The sequence below is a fragment of the Nocardiopsis sp. YSL2 genome (genome assembly GCF_030555055.1).
GTDB lineage: Bacteria > Actinomycetota > Actinomycetes > Streptosporangiales > Streptosporangiaceae > Nocardiopsis.
Map to the genome: position 1 here is coordinate 5297055 of NZ_JAMOAO010000001.1, position 17103 is coordinate 5314157.

18 protein-coding genes are annotated in these 17103 nt (G+C 73.4%); 6 read left to right on the forward strand and 12 right to left on the reverse strand.

Going from position 1 to position 17103, the window contains the following annotated elements:
• Positions 1 to 67: 67 nt before the first annotated feature.
• Positions 68 to 1339 (forward strand): CdaR family transcriptional regulator, encoded by a 1272-nt coding sequence (locus M1P99_RS23380; protein ID WP_304454727.1) that lies wholly within the window; start codon positions 68 to 70, stop codon positions 1337 to 1339.
• Between the two features lie 82 nt (positions 1340 to 1421).
• On the opposite strand, the gene M1P99_RS23385 is transcribed toward M1P99_RS23380, so the two are convergent.
• From M1P99_RS23385 to M1P99_RS23395, 3 genes are all read right to left on the reverse strand, one after another.
• On the reverse strand, positions 1422 to 2564 hold the full coding sequence (locus tag M1P99_RS23385) for an undecaprenyl-diphosphate phosphatase (RefSeq protein WP_304454728.1): 1143 nt from the start codon (positions 2562 to 2564) through the stop codon (positions 1422 to 1424).
• A gap of 490 nt (positions 2565 to 3054) precedes the next feature.
• Complete coding sequence (locus tag M1P99_RS23390) at positions 3055 to 3726, reverse strand: HAD-IA family hydrolase (RefSeq protein ID WP_304454729.1); 672 nt, start codon at positions 3724 to 3726, stop codon at positions 3055 to 3057.
• A gap of 60 nt (positions 3727 to 3786) precedes the next feature.
• Positions 3787 to 4218, reverse strand: coding sequence for a PPOX class F420-dependent oxidoreductase (locus tag M1P99_RS23395; RefSeq protein WP_304454730.1), 432 nt, complete (start codon positions 4216 to 4218; stop codon positions 3787 to 3789).
• 190 nt (positions 4219 to 4408) lie between these two features.
• Between M1P99_RS23395 and M1P99_RS23400 the strand changes: the two genes are divergently transcribed.
• Positions 4409 to 4792: a MerR family transcriptional regulator gene (locus tag M1P99_RS23400; RefSeq protein WP_304454731.1), complete on the forward strand. Its 384-nt coding sequence runs from the start codon at positions 4409 to 4411 to the stop codon at positions 4790 to 4792.
• Positions 4793 to 5008: 216 nt separating this feature from the next.
• Complete coding sequence (locus M1P99_RS23405) at positions 5009 to 6082, forward strand: magnesium and cobalt transport protein CorA (protein WP_304454732.1); 1074 nt, start codon at positions 5009 to 5011, stop codon at positions 6080 to 6082.
• A 61-nt stretch (positions 6083 to 6143) separates the two neighbouring features.
• On the opposite strand, the gene M1P99_RS23410 is transcribed toward M1P99_RS23405, so the two are convergent.
• Positions 6144 to 6737 (reverse strand): TetR/AcrR family transcriptional regulator, encoded by a 594-nt coding sequence (locus M1P99_RS23410; RefSeq protein ID WP_304454733.1) that lies wholly within the window; start codon positions 6735 to 6737, stop codon positions 6144 to 6146.
• 93 nt (positions 6738 to 6830) lie between these two features.
• Positions 6831 to 8030 carry a damage-control phosphatase ARMT1 family protein gene (locus M1P99_RS23415; RefSeq protein WP_304454734.1) on the reverse strand — a complete coding sequence of 400 codons (1200 nt, stop codon included), beginning with the start codon at positions 8028 to 8030 and terminating at the stop codon, positions 6831 to 6833.
• 191 nt (positions 8031 to 8221) lie between these two features.
• Between M1P99_RS23415 and M1P99_RS23420 the strand changes: the two genes are divergently transcribed.
• The gene (locus M1P99_RS23420) at positions 8222 to 8656 is read left to right on the forward strand and encodes a hypothetical protein (RefSeq protein ID WP_304454735.1); all 435 of its coding nucleotides are present in this window, start codon (positions 8222 to 8224) and stop codon (positions 8654 to 8656) included.
• A gap of 7 nt (positions 8657 to 8663) precedes the next feature.
• Here the strand turns inward: M1P99_RS23420 and M1P99_RS23425 are convergent, their stop codons facing one another.
• Positions 8664 to 8939 carry a hypothetical protein gene (locus M1P99_RS23425; protein ID WP_304455810.1) on the reverse strand — a complete coding sequence of 92 codons (276 nt, stop codon included), beginning with the start codon at positions 8937 to 8939 and terminating at the stop codon, positions 8664 to 8666.
• 83 nt (positions 8940 to 9022) lie between these two features.
• Here M1P99_RS23425 and M1P99_RS23430 point away from each other — a divergent pair, with 83 nt between their 5' ends.
• Complete coding sequence (locus tag M1P99_RS23430) at positions 9023 to 9673, forward strand: hypothetical protein (RefSeq protein WP_304454736.1); 651 nt, start codon at positions 9023 to 9025, stop codon at positions 9671 to 9673.
• A gap of 4 nt (positions 9674 to 9677) precedes the next feature.
• Here the strand turns inward: M1P99_RS23430 and M1P99_RS23435 are convergent, their stop codons facing one another.
• The 4 genes from M1P99_RS23435 to M1P99_RS23450 form a co-directional block, all read right to left on the reverse strand.
• Positions 9678 to 10190, reverse strand: coding sequence for a pyridoxamine 5'-phosphate oxidase family protein (locus M1P99_RS23435; protein WP_304454737.1), 513 nt, complete (start codon positions 10188 to 10190; stop codon positions 9678 to 9680).
• Between the two features lie 49 nt (positions 10191 to 10239).
• Complete coding sequence (locus M1P99_RS23440; protein WP_304455811.1) at positions 10240 to 11448, reverse strand: multidrug effflux MFS transporter; 1209 nt, start codon at positions 11446 to 11448, stop codon at positions 10240 to 10242.
• A gap of 476 nt (positions 11449 to 11924) precedes the next feature.
• Positions 11925 to 13139 (reverse strand): CdaR family transcriptional regulator, encoded by a 1215-nt coding sequence (locus tag M1P99_RS23445; RefSeq protein ID WP_304454738.1) that lies wholly within the window; start codon positions 13137 to 13139, stop codon positions 11925 to 11927.
• 305 nt (positions 13140 to 13444) lie between these two features.
• Positions 13445 to 13846 carry a nuclear transport factor 2 family protein gene (locus tag M1P99_RS23450; RefSeq protein ID WP_304454739.1) on the reverse strand — a complete coding sequence of 134 codons (402 nt, stop codon included), beginning with the start codon at positions 13844 to 13846 and terminating at the stop codon, positions 13445 to 13447.
• Between the two features lie 105 nt (positions 13847 to 13951).
• Here M1P99_RS23450 and M1P99_RS23455 point away from each other — a divergent pair, with 105 nt between their 5' ends.
• On the forward strand, positions 13952 to 14518 hold the full coding sequence (locus M1P99_RS23455) for a PadR family transcriptional regulator (RefSeq protein ID WP_304454740.1): 567 nt from the start codon (positions 13952 to 13954) through the stop codon (positions 14516 to 14518).
• A gap of 385 nt (positions 14519 to 14903) precedes the next feature.
• On the opposite strand, the gene M1P99_RS23460 is transcribed toward M1P99_RS23455, so the two are convergent.
• Positions 14904 to 15548, reverse strand: coding sequence for a hypothetical protein (locus M1P99_RS23460; RefSeq protein WP_304454741.1), 645 nt, complete (start codon positions 15546 to 15548; stop codon positions 14904 to 14906).
• 270 nt (positions 15549 to 15818) lie between these two features.
• The gene (locus M1P99_RS23465) at positions 15819 to 17039 is read right to left on the reverse strand and encodes an MFS transporter (RefSeq protein ID WP_304454742.1); all 1221 of its coding nucleotides are present in this window, start codon (positions 17037 to 17039) and stop codon (positions 15819 to 15821) included.
• Positions 17040 to 17103 lie beyond the last annotated feature (64 nt).

The window sequence follows — 17103 nt, forward strand, 5'->3', positions numbered from 1 at the left end:
GTGAGCCGGAACACCTGGAGTCGATGGCGACGGCGCACGGACGGCGGCGAGCGGTGGGGCGGATGTGATGGAACCGGATCTGCGGAGGATCGTCGAGGCGCTCGAACCGTCCATGGAGCAGATCACGCTCGAGGCGGTCGACCGCATCTGGGAGCAGGTCCCCGCCTACGGTGCCAGCGCCGACCCCCGCCTGCGCGCGGACCTCACCGAGCATGTCGGGATGGTGTTCCACGCGCTGGTCACCAGCGTCAAGGAGCAACGCGCCGTCCAGCCCCGCGACTTCCCCGTGACCGCGGAGCACGCGCGCAGGAGGGTGCGCCAGGGCGTGGCGCTCCCGGACTTCCTCCAGGCCTTCCGGATCGGCCAGCTCACTCTGTGGGAGGGCGTCAGAGCGGCGGCGCGCCGGGACCCCGGTTCGCGGGACGCGGCGATGGCACTGGTCGGGCGGGTCATGCACCTCATCGAGGTGGGCAGCTCGGTGGCGGCCGAGGCCTACCTCGACGCCCAGCAGCACGAGGTGGCCGAACTCGACCGGCTGCGCCGTGACCTGTTCGAGGACCTCCTGGCGGGCCATGAGATCCCGCCGGGCCCCAAGAGGTCGCTGCTGTCCTCGGCGGGACTGGACCCGGGCGTGGGCCTGGTCGTGGCGACCGCGCTGCCGGTCGCCCCGCTGCCCGACCAGCACACCCTGCCGGATGTCGCCGCCGCCCTGCGCGGTGCCTTCGCCCAGCGCGCCCCCGGGCTCACGGTCGTCCGCCAGCAGGAGGTGACCGCCCTGGCCCAGGCGGACGCTCCAGCCGCCGGGGCGGTCGTCGAACGGCTGCGCCGCGCACTGGACGAACTGGTGCGTGCCGGTGTCCACCTGGCCGTGGGCGTGAGCGCCGTCCACGCGGACGTGGCCGCGGTGCCGGAGGCCTACGCCGAGGCGTGCACGGCCAGGGACGGTCTGGGCGGTGCGGCGGGGCTCGTGCCGCTGCCCCTGATGTCGACCTTCGACTTCCTCGTGCTCCGCGACGACGCCACGGCCCGGCGGCTCGTCCGCCCGGAGCTGCGCAGGTTCGTCGAGGAGGACCTGTCCCGTGGCGGGGCTCTGGTGGAGACGGTGTTGTCCTACGCCGCGCACGACCTGCGGGCCAGGGCCATGGCCCAGGCGATGCACCTGCACGTCAACACGGCCTACTACCGGCTCGACCGGATCGCCGAGCGGACCGGCTGCGACCTGCGCGCCTTCGCCGACCTGCTGGAGCTGGTCATCGCCATCAGGCTGCTGAGCGACCGCCACCGGGTCGCCAGGGCACCCCACGGCCAGGACGGGGAGGCGGACGCCGGGGGAGCGTGAGGGGCCGGCGCTCCCACGCGCGAACGGCCTCGGCCCCGGTCCGTGTGGGGTGGACCGGGGCCGAGGGCGGCGTGTGCTCAGATCACTCGGCCGGAGTGGGGTCGTACTGCTCGCCCGTGACCGGGTTGGTGGCCATGCCGGTGGCCGGGTCGTAGTCGACGTCCATGCCCAGCTGGGGGTCGTGGTAGAGCCCGGTGCCGGGGTTGCGCGGCAGCCCCACCTCCGGGTCGATCTCCCAACCGGTCACCGGATCGATCTCCGGGGTGGGCTCGGCCGAGGGCGCCTCGCTGGGCTCGGCGGACGGCTCCTCCTCTGCCGCCGCGCCGTCCCCGCTCGACTCCTCGTCCTCGTCGACGGTCTCCTCCGCGATCACCTCGCTGCGTGCGACCTGCGAGTCGGCGCCGCCCTCGGGGTCGATCACACCGAAGCTGACCAGGGTCAGGACGAGGATGCCCAGACCGATGCGGTAGTAGACGAACGGCATGAAGCTGTGCGTGGAGATGAACTTCATCAGCCAGGCGATGACGATGAACCCGACCACACCGGCGATGAGCGTGCCCACGATGGTGGCGCCCCACCCGGCGTACTCGTTGGCGCCGATGTCGGTGAGCTTGTAGATGCCCGACCCGAAGACCGCGGGCAGGGCGAGGAGGAAGGCGTACTCGGCGGCGTCCTTGCGCTTGAAGCCGAGGAGCATCCCGCCGGTGATGGTGCCGCCGGAGCGGGAGACGCCGGGAATCAGGGCCAGGGCCTGGAAGAGGCCGAAGGTCAGGCCGCGGGAGACGTTGAGTTCCTCCAGGTTGCGGACCTTCCTGCCGTACCGGTCGGCGAGGCCGAGGAAGACGCCGAAGACGATCAGGGTCAGGGCGGTCAGCCGCAGGTCGCGGAAGACGCTTTCGATCTGGTGCTCCAGCAGCAGGCCGAGGGCGACGATCGGCACGGAGCCGATGATCACGTACCAGCCCATGCGGGCGTTGATGTCGCCGCGCAGCTCCCGCCTGAACAGCGAGAGCGTCCAGGTGGAGATGATCTTCATGATCCGCTGCCGGAAGTAGATCAGAACGGCGAGCTCGGTGCCGAGCTGGCTGACGGCCGTGAAGGCCGCGCCCGGGTCCGGCCAACCGAAGAACGCGGAGATCACCCGTAGGTGCCCGCTGGAGGAGACGGGGAGGAACTCGGTCAGCCCCTGGACCAAGCCGAGGATGACTGCTTCGATGAGGGACACGGAGGGTTCTGCTCCTGGCTGTGTTCTGCTCCGGTCGGGGGAGCCGGGGTCGGCTCGGGCGTGCCGGACGTGCTCATACGGATAAGGGGGTCCCCGGCAGCTTAGTCAACTTCTGGGCCGCGAACGACCGAGCTTGCGGGCGGGGCCCGGCCGGCCGCCGGGGCGGCCTCCCGCGTCCCGCGCCTCCCGGCCCCCGCGGGGCAGGGCACGGGAGGCGTCGCGGTCGGCGTGCGCGACGACGCGGCCCTCGGTGCCCTGCCCCGCCGTACCCTCCGCTGGATGCCCGTGCGATCCCGCGGGGCGATCCCGCGGGGCGATCCCGCGCGAGGTGCGTTCGGCGCGCCCGGTGCCCACATCCCGCACGCCCCGGTGACAGAGCGCAGTCGAGAGCACATCAAGGGGCGTGACCTCTGTCACTGGATGCCCGGCGTGGGGCGCACATGACCGCGGGGTCCCCGCTTGGCCGCGCCCGCCCGCCCGGCCGAGGCCGTCAGAGCGCCAGCAGTCCCTCCACCACGTCCACGGGGTCGGCGCCGTGCACGTCGGCGCGCTCGAACACCGCGGGGAAGCGCCCCTCCAGGTGCGCGGACCACCCGGTGGTCAGGCCCGCGCGCCGGGCGCCGTCGACGTCCCACGCGTGCGCGGCCACCAGGGCCAGGCGTGCGCGCGGGACCCCGCAGACCGCGGCGGCGTGCAGATAGGGCTCGGGCGCGGGCTTCCAGCGGCGCACCTCGTCCGCGGAGACCACGCGCTCCACGTGGGCGTCCAGGCCGGTCCGGCCCAGGAGCACTCCGGTCGTGGCCGCGGAGCCGTTGGTGAGCGCCACCACACGCGGCCCCGACTCCCGGGCGAGCCGGACGGCCGCGACGGCGTCCGGGCGCGGTTCCAGTTCGGCGACCGCACCCACCAGCTCCCGCGCGGTCGCCTCGGGCAGGCGGTGGCCGTCGACGTCGAGCAGGGCGCCGACGGCCACCTCCGCGAAGGGCCGGTAACCGCCGCCCGCCGACAGGGCGAACCCGTTGCGCAGGGTCCGCTCGAACCAGTGCCGCACCGTGCCCGGCGCCAGCCCGGCGGCGGTGAACCGCGCGTCCAGCGGGGCGATCGGGAACAGGGTCTCCATGACGTCGAAGGCGATCACCAGTGGGCGTCGGCGCTCGTCCATGCCACCACCCTTCCCCGTCCGCCCCCTCACTACGCGACCCGGACACGCGGGCGCCGCCGGTCAGCGGATCCGGGCGCCGTAGACGTGGTCGACCGGCATCGTCATCAGCACCCGGCGGTCGGACACCATCACCGACCGGTACTCCGACCAGTCCGGGTGCTCCCCGGCCGCGGCCCGGTAGTACTCGACCAGCGCCTCGACCTCGGGTCCGTGCGGGTCGGTCCCCGGCCCCGTGAGCGTCACCGTTCCCTCGGCGGTGGCCCACGACCCCCCGTCGGCGCTGGTGACCTCCAGTGCGGCCCGTGGGTCGCGCCGCAGGTTGGCGGTCTTGGCCCGCCCCTCGGTCATCGAGACGTAGAGGACCCCGGCCTCGCGGTCGTAGAACGGCATGACGGGGGAGAGCTGCGGGCGGCCGTCGGACTTGATCGTCGCCAGGACGCCGAGCCGGCTGCCCGCGAGTAGGGCGCGCGGATCGAACGGTGTGGTGGTCATGTCAGGGTCCTCTTCCAGTTCGGCTGACGACAGGTCACGACCGTACTCCGGAAGGGGCCCGGAACGGCTCGGCCAACGCCGTGGACCCCGCTCTCGCGCACCGGGTGCTTCCTCGGCAGGGGCCGTACGGTTCTGGCAGAATCCTGAACGTTCAGACCGGTGTGAAGGTCAAGGGGATCAGGGGATCGGTGTGCTGATCGGAGAACTGAGTCGGCGGACCGGTGTCAACGCCCACCAGTTGCGGTACTACGAGGCCCAGGGGCTGCTCGAACCCCGTCGCGCCGCCAACGGCTACCGCGAGTACGCCGACGACGCGGTCCTGACCGTCACCCAGGTCCGCAAGCTGCTCGGTGCCGGCCTCTCGACCCAGGAGATCGCCTCCCTGCTCCCGTGCGTGACCGGGGAGGCCCCCGACCTGGAACCCTGTACCGAACTCCTGGACACGCTGCGCGCGCGGCTGAACGGACTGGACGAGCACATCGGCGCGCTCGACCGTTCCCGCCGGGTCCTGCGCGAGTACATCGGCGCCACCGAGCGCCGCGCGGCCCCCGGCCGCGGCGTCGGGGCACCCTAAGCTGGCAGCGACGAGCAGTTCGAGGAGCAGGAACGCCGCCACCCGTCCCCGCCGCTCGGGGCCGGTACCGTGGCGGACGTCCACCCGTGGGGGCCCGACATGTCCGACTGGCGAGCGCGCGCGGTGCGCAGGGGCAGATACCCGTTCACGCGGTCTTCGCGGAATTCCGGGGAACCGGACGCGGGGCCGGGCCCGGAGTCCGCTCCGGAGTGGGTGATGGACCCGCGGGCCAACGACGCGCCCGTGTCCGCCGAGGCGCCCCTGGAGCACAGCGTCGTGGACGCGGCCCTCTACCGGGAGGGGCGGCGGGTGCCCACACCGGGCACCCTGGAGGAGATCTACCGCCGGCTGCCCGACGCGCGCGGGTCGACCATGGCCTGGATCGGCCTCTACCGTCCGGCCGAGGCCCAGCTGCAGGCCGCCGCCGACCAGTTCAACCTGCACGAGCTCGCCGTGGAGGACGCCATCGTCGCCCACCAGCGCCCCAAGCTGGAAAGGTACGGCGACACCCTCTTCGTGGTCCTGCGCGCGGCCCGCTACATCGACGAGACCGAGGAGGTCGAGTTCGGGGAGATCCACCTCTTCGTCGGCCGGGACTTCGTGGTCACGGTCCGGCACGCCGGCGTCCCGGACCTGGCGGCGGTCCGCCTCCGCCTGGAGGGCGACCCCGAGCTGATGGCCCTGGGGCCGGAGTCCGTCCTGTACGCGGTCTTGGACGCCGTGGTCGACGGGTACGCCCCCGTGATCGCCGGGCTGCAGCACGACGTCGACGAGATCGAGACCGAGGTCTTCAGCGGCGATCCCCGGGTGTCCCGCCGCATCTACGAGCTCTCCCGCGAAGTGATCGAGTTCCAGCGCGCCACCCGGCCGCTGCTGCGCATCACCGACGACCTGGCCGCCGGGTTCGAGAAGTACGGCACCCACGAGGAGCTGCGGCGCAGGCTGCGCGACGTCGCCGACCACGCCACCACCGCCGCCGAGCGGGTCGACGGATTCCGGCAGATGCTGCAGAACATCCTGGCCGTCAACGCCACGCTCGTCTCCCAGGCCCAGAACGAGGAGATGAAGCTCCTGGCCGAGGCGGGCCACTCACAGAACAACGAGCTCAAGAGGATCTCGTCGTGGGCGGCCATCCTCTTCGCCCCCACCCTGATCGGCACCGTCTACGGCATGAACTTCGACCGGATGCCCGAGCTGGGCTGGGCCTTCGGCTATCCGTTCTCACTCGGCCTGATGGCCCTGGTGTGCGTGTCCCTGTACGTGGTCTTCAAGCGCCGCGACTGGCTCTGAGCCGGGGCGCCCCCGGCAGGACGGCGACCAGCGTCCGTGCCCTCCACGGCGCCGGGGCGGCTCAGCCCCCGCCACCCTGGACCGCGGACCGCAACAGCGCCTCCAGCTCCACGGTGACGTCGTCCAGAGGACCGATGTCGCGCTGGGCACGGCACAGCGCCACCGTGCCCTCCACCGAAGCGACGACCAGGGCGGCCAGCCGCGCCGCGCGGGCGGGCTCGGCCCCGTGCTCGCGCAGGGACTCGGCCAGCAGGTCCTGCCAGCCCGCGAACACCTCGGACGCCGCGGACAGCACCTCCGAGGCCCCGTCCCCGGGCGGCTCCTCCACCGCCACGGCCAGCACCGGGCAGCCCGCCCGGAATTCGCTGTCGATCACCGTGCGACGCCACACCCGCAGGAACGCCCGCAGTCCCGCCACGGGCCCCGCCCGCAGCGCCTCGGCCAGACCGTCGCCCACGACCACGCCGGCGAAGCGAACGGCCTCCGCGGCCAGCTGCTGCTTGCCGCGCGGGAAGTAGTGGTAGGTCGAGCCCAGGGGCGTCCCGCTGTGCGCGGCCAGTTCCCGGACCGACGTGGCGGCCAGGCCGCGGCGCCGGATCATGTCGGCCGCCCCGGCGACCATGCGCCCGCGGGCGTCCGCGCCCTCCCTGCCCATGGGCGCTCCCCTCCCGGTCACTGGACCCCAGGTCCGTCACAGATTACCGCGAACCCTGCGGCCCACCGGGGTTCGCCGACACCGGGCCGGGCGTCAGGCCCCGGCGAGCTGGACGAGGGCGTGTGTGCCGCTCGTGCGCCAGGCTCCGCCGCCCGCATCCAGCGCCTGGACCGCGGCCCGGTCCAACCCGGTCACGACGTCGGACTTGAGCGTGCGCAGGGCCGCGACCGGGCCGGGGAAGTAGGCGGTCACCGCCGCGAAGGGGGTCGTGGCGGGCCAGTGGCGGTCACCGACCAGCCGCCGGTAGTTCAGGTCCCCCTTCATCAGGGTCACCGACGCCGCCGCGAACTCCTCGGCCAGGTCCGCGGGCATGTCCCGGTAGGGGAGCGGGGCGCAGGAGAAGGCGTGCGCGCGCACGCGCAGCCGCCCGTGGCCCACCGCCCGCCACAGCCGGGTGCCGATCCGTTCCGCCGCGCCGCCCGCCTCGCACAGGCGGCGCAGGCCGTCCAGGACGTCGGCCATGGTGGCGTCGGAGACGTAGTACGGGCCCGGCTTGACGTGCAGGACGACCTCGCGGGCGCGGTCGGTGGCCAGCAGGGTGTCGATCAGGACCAGGTCCGGTAGGAGCTCGCGTCCGGCGTTGTCGGCCACCAGGCAGACCCGGCCGCCCGCACGAGTCTCGAGCAGTTCCCACAGTTCGGCGGAGTGGTCGGCCACCAGGCCCGAGGCCGCGGCGGCGGTGTCGCCGCCGCCCACCTGGAAGCCGAGGTCGGCCCGGTTGCCCCACAGCGAGGACCGCAGCAGGGCCTGGTCCCGGTCCCGGGGCGCGAGGTCGGCGAGGGAGTCCAGGGCGCCGATCTCGGCCGCGGCCTCCGGTCCCGCCAGCTCCGCGCGCTTGAACGGGGCGAAGGGGTCCACGCCCTGCCACGGGCCGGGGCCGAAGTAGTCCAGAGCGCCGAGCAGACGGCGGTAGAAGTAGCTCTCCGCCCACAGGAAGGGCGCCCGCGTCCACGGTGTGCCGACATGGTCGTCCATGCCCCACGCCCGCCAGGCGCCGTGGTCGTGCGCGTCCTCGTCCAACGGCTCGATGACCCCTTCGGTGGCCTCCTCGCGCAGTGCGGACAGGCGTGCCCGCTGCTCCGGCGGGTACGGGAACGCCCCGCTCACCCTGTCGATCAGCGCCGGGTGGCGCTCGCACATCACGCTCCTGGGGAAGGACCCGGGCACGTCGCCGGTGACCACGTCGGCGCGGGGAAGCTCGGTCGGAACGGCGCGGCGCGAGCCTTCGGGCATGGTGCGACTCCTGGGTCGGACGGGTTCGACGGGTACCGGCCACCCCATCCTCGTTCGGGCGGCCACGATGATCGAATCGCAATGTTCACAGCTGCACAAGAAGCCGTGCGAGGGGAACAATGGCAGGTAGGACCGGCGGAGATCCGCGGTTCGAAGGGTCCCGGACGCGCCGGTCGCGGGAGGTGAGATTCATGTCCACCGTTGCTCACGCGCGCTCCCACGCGATGACGCACGCCTGGCGCGGCGCGGTCGCCGGCATCGTCGGCGGTGTCGTCTTCGGGATCGTGATGGCGACGACCGGGATGCTGTCGACGGTCGCCATGCTGGTCGGCAGCAACGACGCGGTCATCGGCGGCGTGGTACACCTGGCGATCTCGGCCGTGTTCGGTGTGGTCTTCGGGCTGCTCGCCGGTGTCATCGGCGACCGGATGTGGTCGGTGATGGCCGCGGGGCTGGTCTACGGTCTGGCCCTGTGGGTGATCGGCGGGCTGGTGCTGATGCCCGCGTTCCTGGGCATGCCGCTGTTCCCCATGGGCGAGATGTCGATGTGGAGCCTGTTCGGGCACGCCCTCTTCGGACTGGTGGCCGGTGCAACGCTCTACGGACTGAGCCGCAACGAGGCCTGAGGCCCTCTCAGGAGCGGCCACGCGTCAGCACCGTGCCACGCACGGTGCTGACCTTGTCGCGCACGCGCGCCAGCGCGCCCCGAACCCGGGCCGCGGGGCCCTCGCGCTCCGCCTCCGGCACCGGAACGGGCCCGGGCGCCTCGGTGCCCTCCGCGGTCGCGGACGCCTCGGCCACACGCTCGCGCAGCCGGTCACGGACCTGGTCGGGAGTGTAGGCGCGGCGCTTGCGCTCGGCGCGGGCGATCGCCACACCGGTGGCCGCCACCCCCGCGAACGCGGCCACACCGAGAACCTTCCACCAACGCATGCCCCCACGCTACAGCCACGGGCGCGCACCGGGGCGGCGGGCGGGGGTAGGTTCTGAACGTGACAGGTTCGAGCATCACCCTGGACAGGGCACTGGAGATCACCCGCACCGGCGACGCCTGGGTGTTCCGCGGGACCAGCGTGGCCGACCGCGCCATCCAGATCACCACGAACAGTCCCGTGAACCACGTGGGCATGTCGGTCGTCGTCGACGACCTCCCGCCGCTGATGTGGCACGCCGAACTGGGCCGGTCGCTCACCGACATGTGGACCGGCACCCACCACCGCGGCGTCCAGCTGCACGACCTGCGCGACGCGGTTCTCGTGTGGGGCCGCCGCTACGGCCAGAGGGCGTGGCTGCGCCAGCTCGATTCCGAGGCGGACACCGCCATGGAGGACGCGGTCCTGCGCACGGTCGCCCGCCTGGACGGCACGCCCTTCCCCTCCTCGGCGCGGATGGCCGCCCGGTGGCTGCGCGGCCGTGTGCCGCTGCGCCGCCTGCCGCTGACGCGGCGCGACCGCGAACGCACCCTGGAGAGCACCTACTGCGCGGAGGTGGTGGCCCTGACCTACGAGGCGATGGGGCTGCTGCCGGCCGGGCGCCGACCCGGCTACTACGACCCGGGCCGGTTCTGGAGCGGAAGCTCCCTGCACCTGGAGGCCGGTGCCCGGCTCGGCGGCGAGATCCAGGTGGACCTGCCCGAGGCGTGATCCCTCAGCCTGCGAAGGTCCACCGGGTGGGACCGTGGGCGAGGTCGTCCGCGGCGGGGAAGGCGTACACCGCCGCGGGTGCGATCGCGTACGCGCGGTAGGGCGGCGGGCCCGCGGTCGGCGCGCCCTGGGCGCCGGTCAGGAACCCGTCCCCGGGGGTCGGCGCCCAGCCGTACCGGTCGGCGTAGGCCAGGGCCACCCGTTCCAGCGGCTCGGCGCCCAGGACCGGTTCGGCGGTCCCCTCGACCACGGCGTGGACGCGGCCGGTGTCCACAGCGAGGCTGACCCGGGCGTCCCGGACCAGACGGCGGGACTTGGCGGTGCCCTCACCGGAGGCGAAGCACGCGCGCCCGTCCACCCACACGGCCAGGACCGGCCGGGTGTGCGGCCCGTCATCGCCGCGCGTGGTCGTCAGCCAGGCGGTCCCGGTGTTGCCCTCCAGGTGTGCCAGGACGTCCGGCCAGGCGCCGGGGGGTTCGTCGGTCAAGGACTCGGCGCGGGGGCGCGAGGGGTCCATCACGGCTCCTTCGGCGGTCATCGCTCGGCGTACGTGCGCCACGCTAGCGTCAGGCGGCGACCAACCGCGCGCGCCGCGCCCGCAGGGCGAAGGCCACGAAGACCACGGCCGCGCCGACGGCGGTGGCGAGCATGACCGTGGTCATGCTGGACAGGGTGACCGGGCCGGACAGGCCTGCGGTGGCGGCCAGGCCCGAACCGATGGCGAACTGCAGCGTGCCCAGCAGCGCCGATCCGCTGCCGGCCCGTGCCGCCGACTGCCCCGACAGTGCCAGCGCGGTGGCGTTGGGCGAGATCAGTCCGGTGAACACCATCATGGCGAACAGGGCGGCGGTCACCGAGACCAGGCCGGCGCCGCCCGCGGCCTCCAGCACACCGATGGCCAGGACCGACAGGACGGCCCCGCCCAGTCCGAGCAGGAGCCGGCGGTGGATCTCCAGACGGCGGATCAACGCGACGTTGACCTGGTTGCCCAGGATCATCCCGAGCGTGGTGACGGCGAAGACCAGGCTGAACTCCTGCGCGCTGGCCCCGAACCGGGACTGCGAGACGAAGGAGAACGTGGAGATGTAGGTGAAGCTCATCCCGAAGCTCAGCGCGAGCGTGAGCGTGGGGCCCACGAAGCGCACGTCGCGCAGCAGCTCGCCGAAGACCCGCACCTGCTCGCCCACGCCGATCCGCCGCCGCTGGTCGGCCGGCAGGCTCTCGGGCAGGGCGAAGTGGACCAGGACGAGTGTCACCAGCCCCGCGGCACCGAGCGCGCCGAACACGATCTGCCACGAGCCCAGGAGGAGCAGCTGGCCGCCGATGACGGGGCCGAGCATCGGCGCCAGACCGGCGATCAGCACCAGCCGGGAGAAGAACGTCGCTGCGGCCTCGCCGTCGAAGACGTCGCGGACCACGGCACGGGAGATCACCAGCCCGGCCGCGGCGGACGCCCCCTGCACCAGCCGCAGCAGGCTGAAGGCCGCCACGTCGGGGACGAACATGATGGCGAACGTGGCGGCGGTGAACACGCCCAGGCCCACGAGCAGGGGGCCGCGCCGCCCCCACCGGTCGCTGAGCGGGCCGATGACGAGCTGGCCCAGGGCCAGCCCCGCCATGACCGAGGTCAGGGTGAGCTTGACGCTGGACTCACTGGTGCGCAGGTCGGTGGCGATCTGCGGCAGCGCGGGCAGGTACAGGTCGGTCGCGAGCGGGCCGATGGCCGAGAGCGCGCCCAGGACGGCGACGAGCAGCAGGGCGCGGCGGCGCGTCAGGGCGGGCGCGCCGCCGCGGGGCCCGGCGACCGCCTCGCGGCCCGTACCGGGCGCGGTGGCCGCCGGCTCCCGGTCGGCGGTCACCGCCGGGGCGTCGGGGTCGGCCGGGGCCGGTACGGCCGTGGGGGCGAGGCGCTCGGGGCGCGTGGACAGCAGTGTCACAGGGAGCTCCAGGGCATGGCGAACGGAGGTCGAGCGAGATCGGGGCGCCGTGGACCGCCGTCGGGCGGGGCGCGGAAGAAGCGGTCCCTACAGGGACGCACCCCGGCTCCAACGTGCGACCAGGGGAGGGCAATCCCGGCTGTGCCGAGCCGTCCGCGTGATTCGTATTACCAATGTCGAACCGCCTGGACACAGGCGTTTTCGCCGTTCTGTGACCACTGGCATGGTCGCCGGGCGACCGGCCCTGGCTGTACTGCCACGAAGGTTGGCAATACCCGCCCCCGCCGGCGCCCCACGAACCGCGGGACGCGGATTCAGGAGTCGGCGGAGCGGGTGAGGGTGTGGGCGTACAGGGCGATCTCCAGCTCGAACCGGCGCTCGGCGTCGTCCAGGTCCGGGCCGAAGAGCTCGCGGATCCGGCGCAGCCGGTAGCGCACCGTCTGCGGGTGCACGTAGAGGTGCTCGGCCACCCGGTTGGCGTTGTGCGCGTGGCGAAGCCAGGCCAACAGGGTCTCGGCCAGGCGATCGGCCTGGCCCTGGGGGAGCGCCGCCAGCGGTGCCAGACGGGTCCGGCACAGCAGGTCGAGCAGGTCGCGGTCGGCGAACAGCGCCAGCGCCACCAGGTGGTCGGAGCAGCGGATGAGGCCGCTGGTGTCCAGGACGCCGCGCTGGCCGAGTTCCAGCGCCTTCTGCGCGTAGCGCAGCGAGAGCGGAAGCCGGCTGAGCGGCACGGTCGGCCCGATCGCGGCGATCCGGCCCGCCAGCGCCGCGTCGAGCACCCGCCGCCGCCCCGGCCCGTCCGGGTCGGGCATGACCAGGTGGGCGTCGAGCCAGGTGACGTCGGTGAGGACGTCGGGTGGCAGGGCGGGGGCACCGGGCTCGGAGTTCTCACCGTCGGCCACGACCACGGCGGCTGCGGTCTGGGGCAGCTGCCAGCCGAGCATCCGGGCGTGGTGGGCGATGGTCTCCGGCGGGGCCGAGGGCTCGTTGAGCAGCAGCCGGACCAGGCGTCCGCGCTGGCGGTCCAGCTCCTCGCTGCGCTGGGCCCGCGCCTCGGCGTAGCCCTCGGTGGAGGCCACGGCCAGCTCGTCCATATGGAAGAAGATGGCGTCGGCGATGCGGAAGAGCGTGTCGGGGCTGATGCCGAGCGTCTCGCGGTGGTCGGTGAGGAAGCGGAACGACATCCGGGACCCCACCCGCAGGGCCGACTGCAGGGCGTCGAGGTTGCGGCCGTCGCGCAGTTCGTCGCGGCCCAGATCCCGGAACCGGGCCAGCAGGGGTTCGCGCGTGCTCTCCGGGGCCGCGACGAGGTCCCAGAAGCGCTCCACCGCCAGGGTCACCCCCTGAGTCAGGCGGCGGCCCAGGTCGCTGTCGGGCGGCACGTCGAACTCGGGGAAGAGGCGGCGGATCTCCTTGACGACCAGTTCGGTGCCGGTCGAGAGGTGGGGCCGCATCCGCGACGCCAGTTCCGGGGGGATGTGCCGCGCGGGGTGGCCGGCCCCACGGGTCTGGTAGGAACCGAACGTCACACGTGCCTCCTCGTCCCCGCCGTCGCGCCTGACTGCCCGACACTAGGCGTCGCGCGGGCGCGGTGGTAGATCCGGGCAGGGCAAGGCCGGGGCGGCGGCTTTGTCACGCCGATGACAAGGCGACGATGCGGGGCGGTGCGGGGGAGGGCGGGGCGGGCACCGGCCGCCGCGGCGCACTCACCGGGGTGACTAACCGGTGGGTAGCGTGCCGGCCGGCGCGGCCCTGGTCAGGGGCGGTCGGAGGTGCCGCGTCCGCCCAGGCGGACGGTGCCCGCTCCGGCCCGCCCGCCGTACCCGGTGCCCGGTCAGGCCCGCGTGTCCTCCGCCGCCTCTCGGGTGATCCGGTCGAACTGGGCGCCCATGGCCTCGGCGAGCGCGGTGGCTGCGCTGAGCGGGCGGACCATGACGGTGAATTCGTCGATCAGCCCGTTCTCGTCCAGGTGCAGGAAGTCGCAGCCCTGGATCTCCCGGTCGCCGACGCGGGCGCGGAAGACCAGGGCGTGGTCACGGCCGCCGGGGTCGGCGATCTCGCGCTCGTAGCGGAAGTCCTCGAACACGCGCAGGACACCGCGCAGGATCGCGGCGGTGATGGCCTTGCCCGGGTAGGGACGGAAGACGACGGGACTGGTGAAGACGACGTCCTCGGCCAGCAGAGCCGCCATGGCATCGGGGTCCCGGGCCTCCACGGCCGCGCGGAACGGGTGCATGAGACGCTCCATACTCAACTTGTTGAATAAGTGGAGCGGAAGGTAGCACGTCAGGACGCGATTAGTCACGGAAGTGAATAGTCACCATCGCACTACAGTGGTGCCATGGCTCTGCGCAACGCGGTACTGGCCGCCCTCCTGGAGGGGCCCGCCTCCGGATACGACCTCGCCAAGATCTTCGACGCCTCGGTGGGCAACTTCTGGATGGCCACCCCGCAGCAGCTCTACCGCGAACTGGAGCGGATGGAGGCGGACGGGCTCATCGAGGCCACCGTCGTCGAGCAGAGCCGCCGTCCCAACAAGCGCGTGTTCACCGCGACCGGCGAGGGCGAGCGGGTCCTGCGCGAGTTCACGGCGCGGGCCCCCAGGCCGACCGCGATCCGCGACGAGCTCATGGTGCAGGTGCAGTCCGTGGACGCGGGCGACGCCGAGGCCGTCCGGGCGGCCGTCGTCGCGCGCATGGAGTGGTCGAGCGCCAGACTGGCCCGCTACGAGCGGCTCCGCCTGCGCGAGCTCGACGGGCGCACCGAGGAGGAGCACCTCGCCCACGGCGGGCGCGTGGGGCCGTACCTCACCGTGCGGCGCGGCATCTCGCTGGAGCAGGAGAACCTCCGCTGGGGAGAGTGGGTGCTCACCGTGCTCGACCGGCGCGCCGCCCATCGGCCCGGCTGAGCCTGGCGACGGTGCCGCGAATCGGCTTGGATTCTTTCGAAGAGATCGTGTTGCTCTGGCCGAGTCGGTCGCAATAAAAAGAAATACCCATTCGATTCACCGGCCTTTTCGTGGATATTGTGTGCGCATGCACACCGACCTTTCCCGGCCCCCTGTCGCGCTGTCGGCGTCCGTCATGGCCCATCCCTCCCGCAGCGCCTCCGCGCACCGCGTCCTGTCCGGCCTGGCCCTGGACAACGCCCGCGTGGCCTACGACCCCGAGCCGGACGGGCCCGCCTCCTCCCTGCGCAGCGCACGGCTCGCCTACGCCGACGCCGCCCGTTTCCCCGGTACCCACCACCTCGTTCTGCAGGACGACATCACCTTCTCCCACGGATTCGTGGAATCAGCGCTCACCTGCCTTTCCCATCACCCCGATTCCGCCGTGTCCTTCTTCGTGGAATGGGGATCGCGCACCGCGTTCCTGGCCCGCTGGGCGGTGTTCACCGGCGCCGCGGCCGTTCCGGTCGTCAATCCCTACGTGCCGACCCAGGCGCTCGCCCTGCCCCGCGGCCTGTCGGTCGACCTCGCGCGGTTCCTGGCCGAGGAGGTCGAGCACGGGGAGGCCGACGACGAGGCCGTCCGGCGGTTCCTGCGGGCCCGCGGCGTCCAGGCGCTGGTGATGGTGCCCAACCTGGTCGAACACGACGACCTGCCGAGCCTGACCGGCAACAACGGTCACGGGGCGCGCCACTCGGTCTGCTTCGCCCCGGAGGGGGCCGCGCACGACGCCTCCGTCCTGGAGCCGCCCCGCCTGCTGCCCATGGTCGCCTGGAACGTCGGCCGGGCGGTCGTCGTCGACCTCCACCACGACGTGCCCGCCACGCGCCGTCCGACGCTCGACGTCCTGGGAGCGTGGGGCGCCACCGAGAACGGCCTGCGCGCGGCCCTGGACCGGGCGATCGGCCCCCACCCGTACCCGGTCGCCCCCGACCTGCTGTTCGAGGCCTGGATCACCGCCGTGGCCCTGGGCGCGCTGCAGGAGCGGCACTGGCCGGGCACCGTCCGCCCGTTGCGGGGCCGCCTGGACGAACCGCTGGTGGCGCGGGCCCTGGCCACCCTCGTGCCTGGCGCGCTGCGGGTCTTCGCCGACCCGGCCGCCCTGCGCCGGCGCGCCGACGATCTCACCCTGCTGGTCCTGGCCGCCATGGAGTACGGAGCCGTCCCTGCCGTCCCGGCGGTTGACCGCCCACTCCCGGCAGCGAGGTCAGGGCACGGGCGGGTACCGGCGCTCGCCGCCCGGCGGAGCCGGAACCGGTCGTCACCCGAGGGCGTGCTCGCGGGTCCGCGCGGCGCGGACCACCCGGACGGCCACCGCGGAGGCGGCCAGGCAGTACCCGCCCAGGGCCGCGATCTGGGCGGGGAAGGGCACGGCGGCATCGATCAGCAGACCCGCGACGCCCGGACCGGCCGCGGACGCGAAGACCAGTACGGCCACCACCACGGATCTGATCGATCCCAGGTGCCGCACCCCGTACACCTCCGGCCACACCGCGCCGAACAGCCCCAGCGACAACCCGTTGGTCACCCCGTACAGGGCCATGAACGCGAACACGCTCCACGGCCCCTCGGCCGCCGCCAGCACCAGCAGGCCGCAGGCCAGGGGGAGCAGGAACACCGGTGTCAGCCGCAGTGCGGTGAACCGGTCCACGAGGAAGCCGCCGACGAGGTTGAACACCACCGTCAGGACGGCGTAGACCACGAACGCCGACGCGAACAGCGCCGGGGCCCATCCGCGCGACTCCACCAGGTGCGCCTGGTGGAAGAAGACCGTGTTGCCGATCAGCGCGGGCGCGGCTATCACGGCCAGCAGGAGGTGGAAGGCGGGATCGCGCAGCGCCGCCCGGCGGGTCCACCCGCCCGCGGGCCGCGCGCCGGTCGCGGCGGGACCGGTGTCGGGAACGCGCTCGCGTCCGGTCAGCGCGGCGAGCGGCCACAACAGCACCAACAGGCCGGCGGCCACCAGCCACCACGTCTCGCGCCATCCCGCGACGGCCACCACCGCCACCACCAGCAGGGGCAGGACGGCCTCCGCGGTGTTGAGGCCCAGTGTGGCGACGGAGGTCGCGCGTCCGCGCTCGCGGTCGAACCACCGCCCGGTCAGGGTGAAGGCGGTGTGCGGCATCAGGCCCTGGCCGAACAGGCGCAGGGCGAACAGCGCGGCCACGAGCACGGCCACGTGGGTGGCGGAGGCCATCGCCGCCGCGCCGACCGCGAGCAGCGGCACGGTGACCAGCACCACCGTGCGGGCGGGCCACAGGTCGACCATCCGGCCGACCTGCGTCAGGACCAGGGCGCCGGCGAGCGTGGCGACCATGAACAGCGAGCCGAACGCCCCGTGCGAGAGCCCGTGCTCGGCGCGGATGTCGGCGGAGAACAGCGAGACGAAGAAGGTCTGCCCGAACGACGAGCATCCGAAGAGCAGGAAGCCGCTCGCGAGCCACCGCCGCTCGGTGAACAGGAAGCGCGGATAACTCGGCATGCGGGCGACTCCCGGGGGCTCGTGTCGGCCCCTGATCCTAGGGCGTCGGCGGCGGACGCCGCCC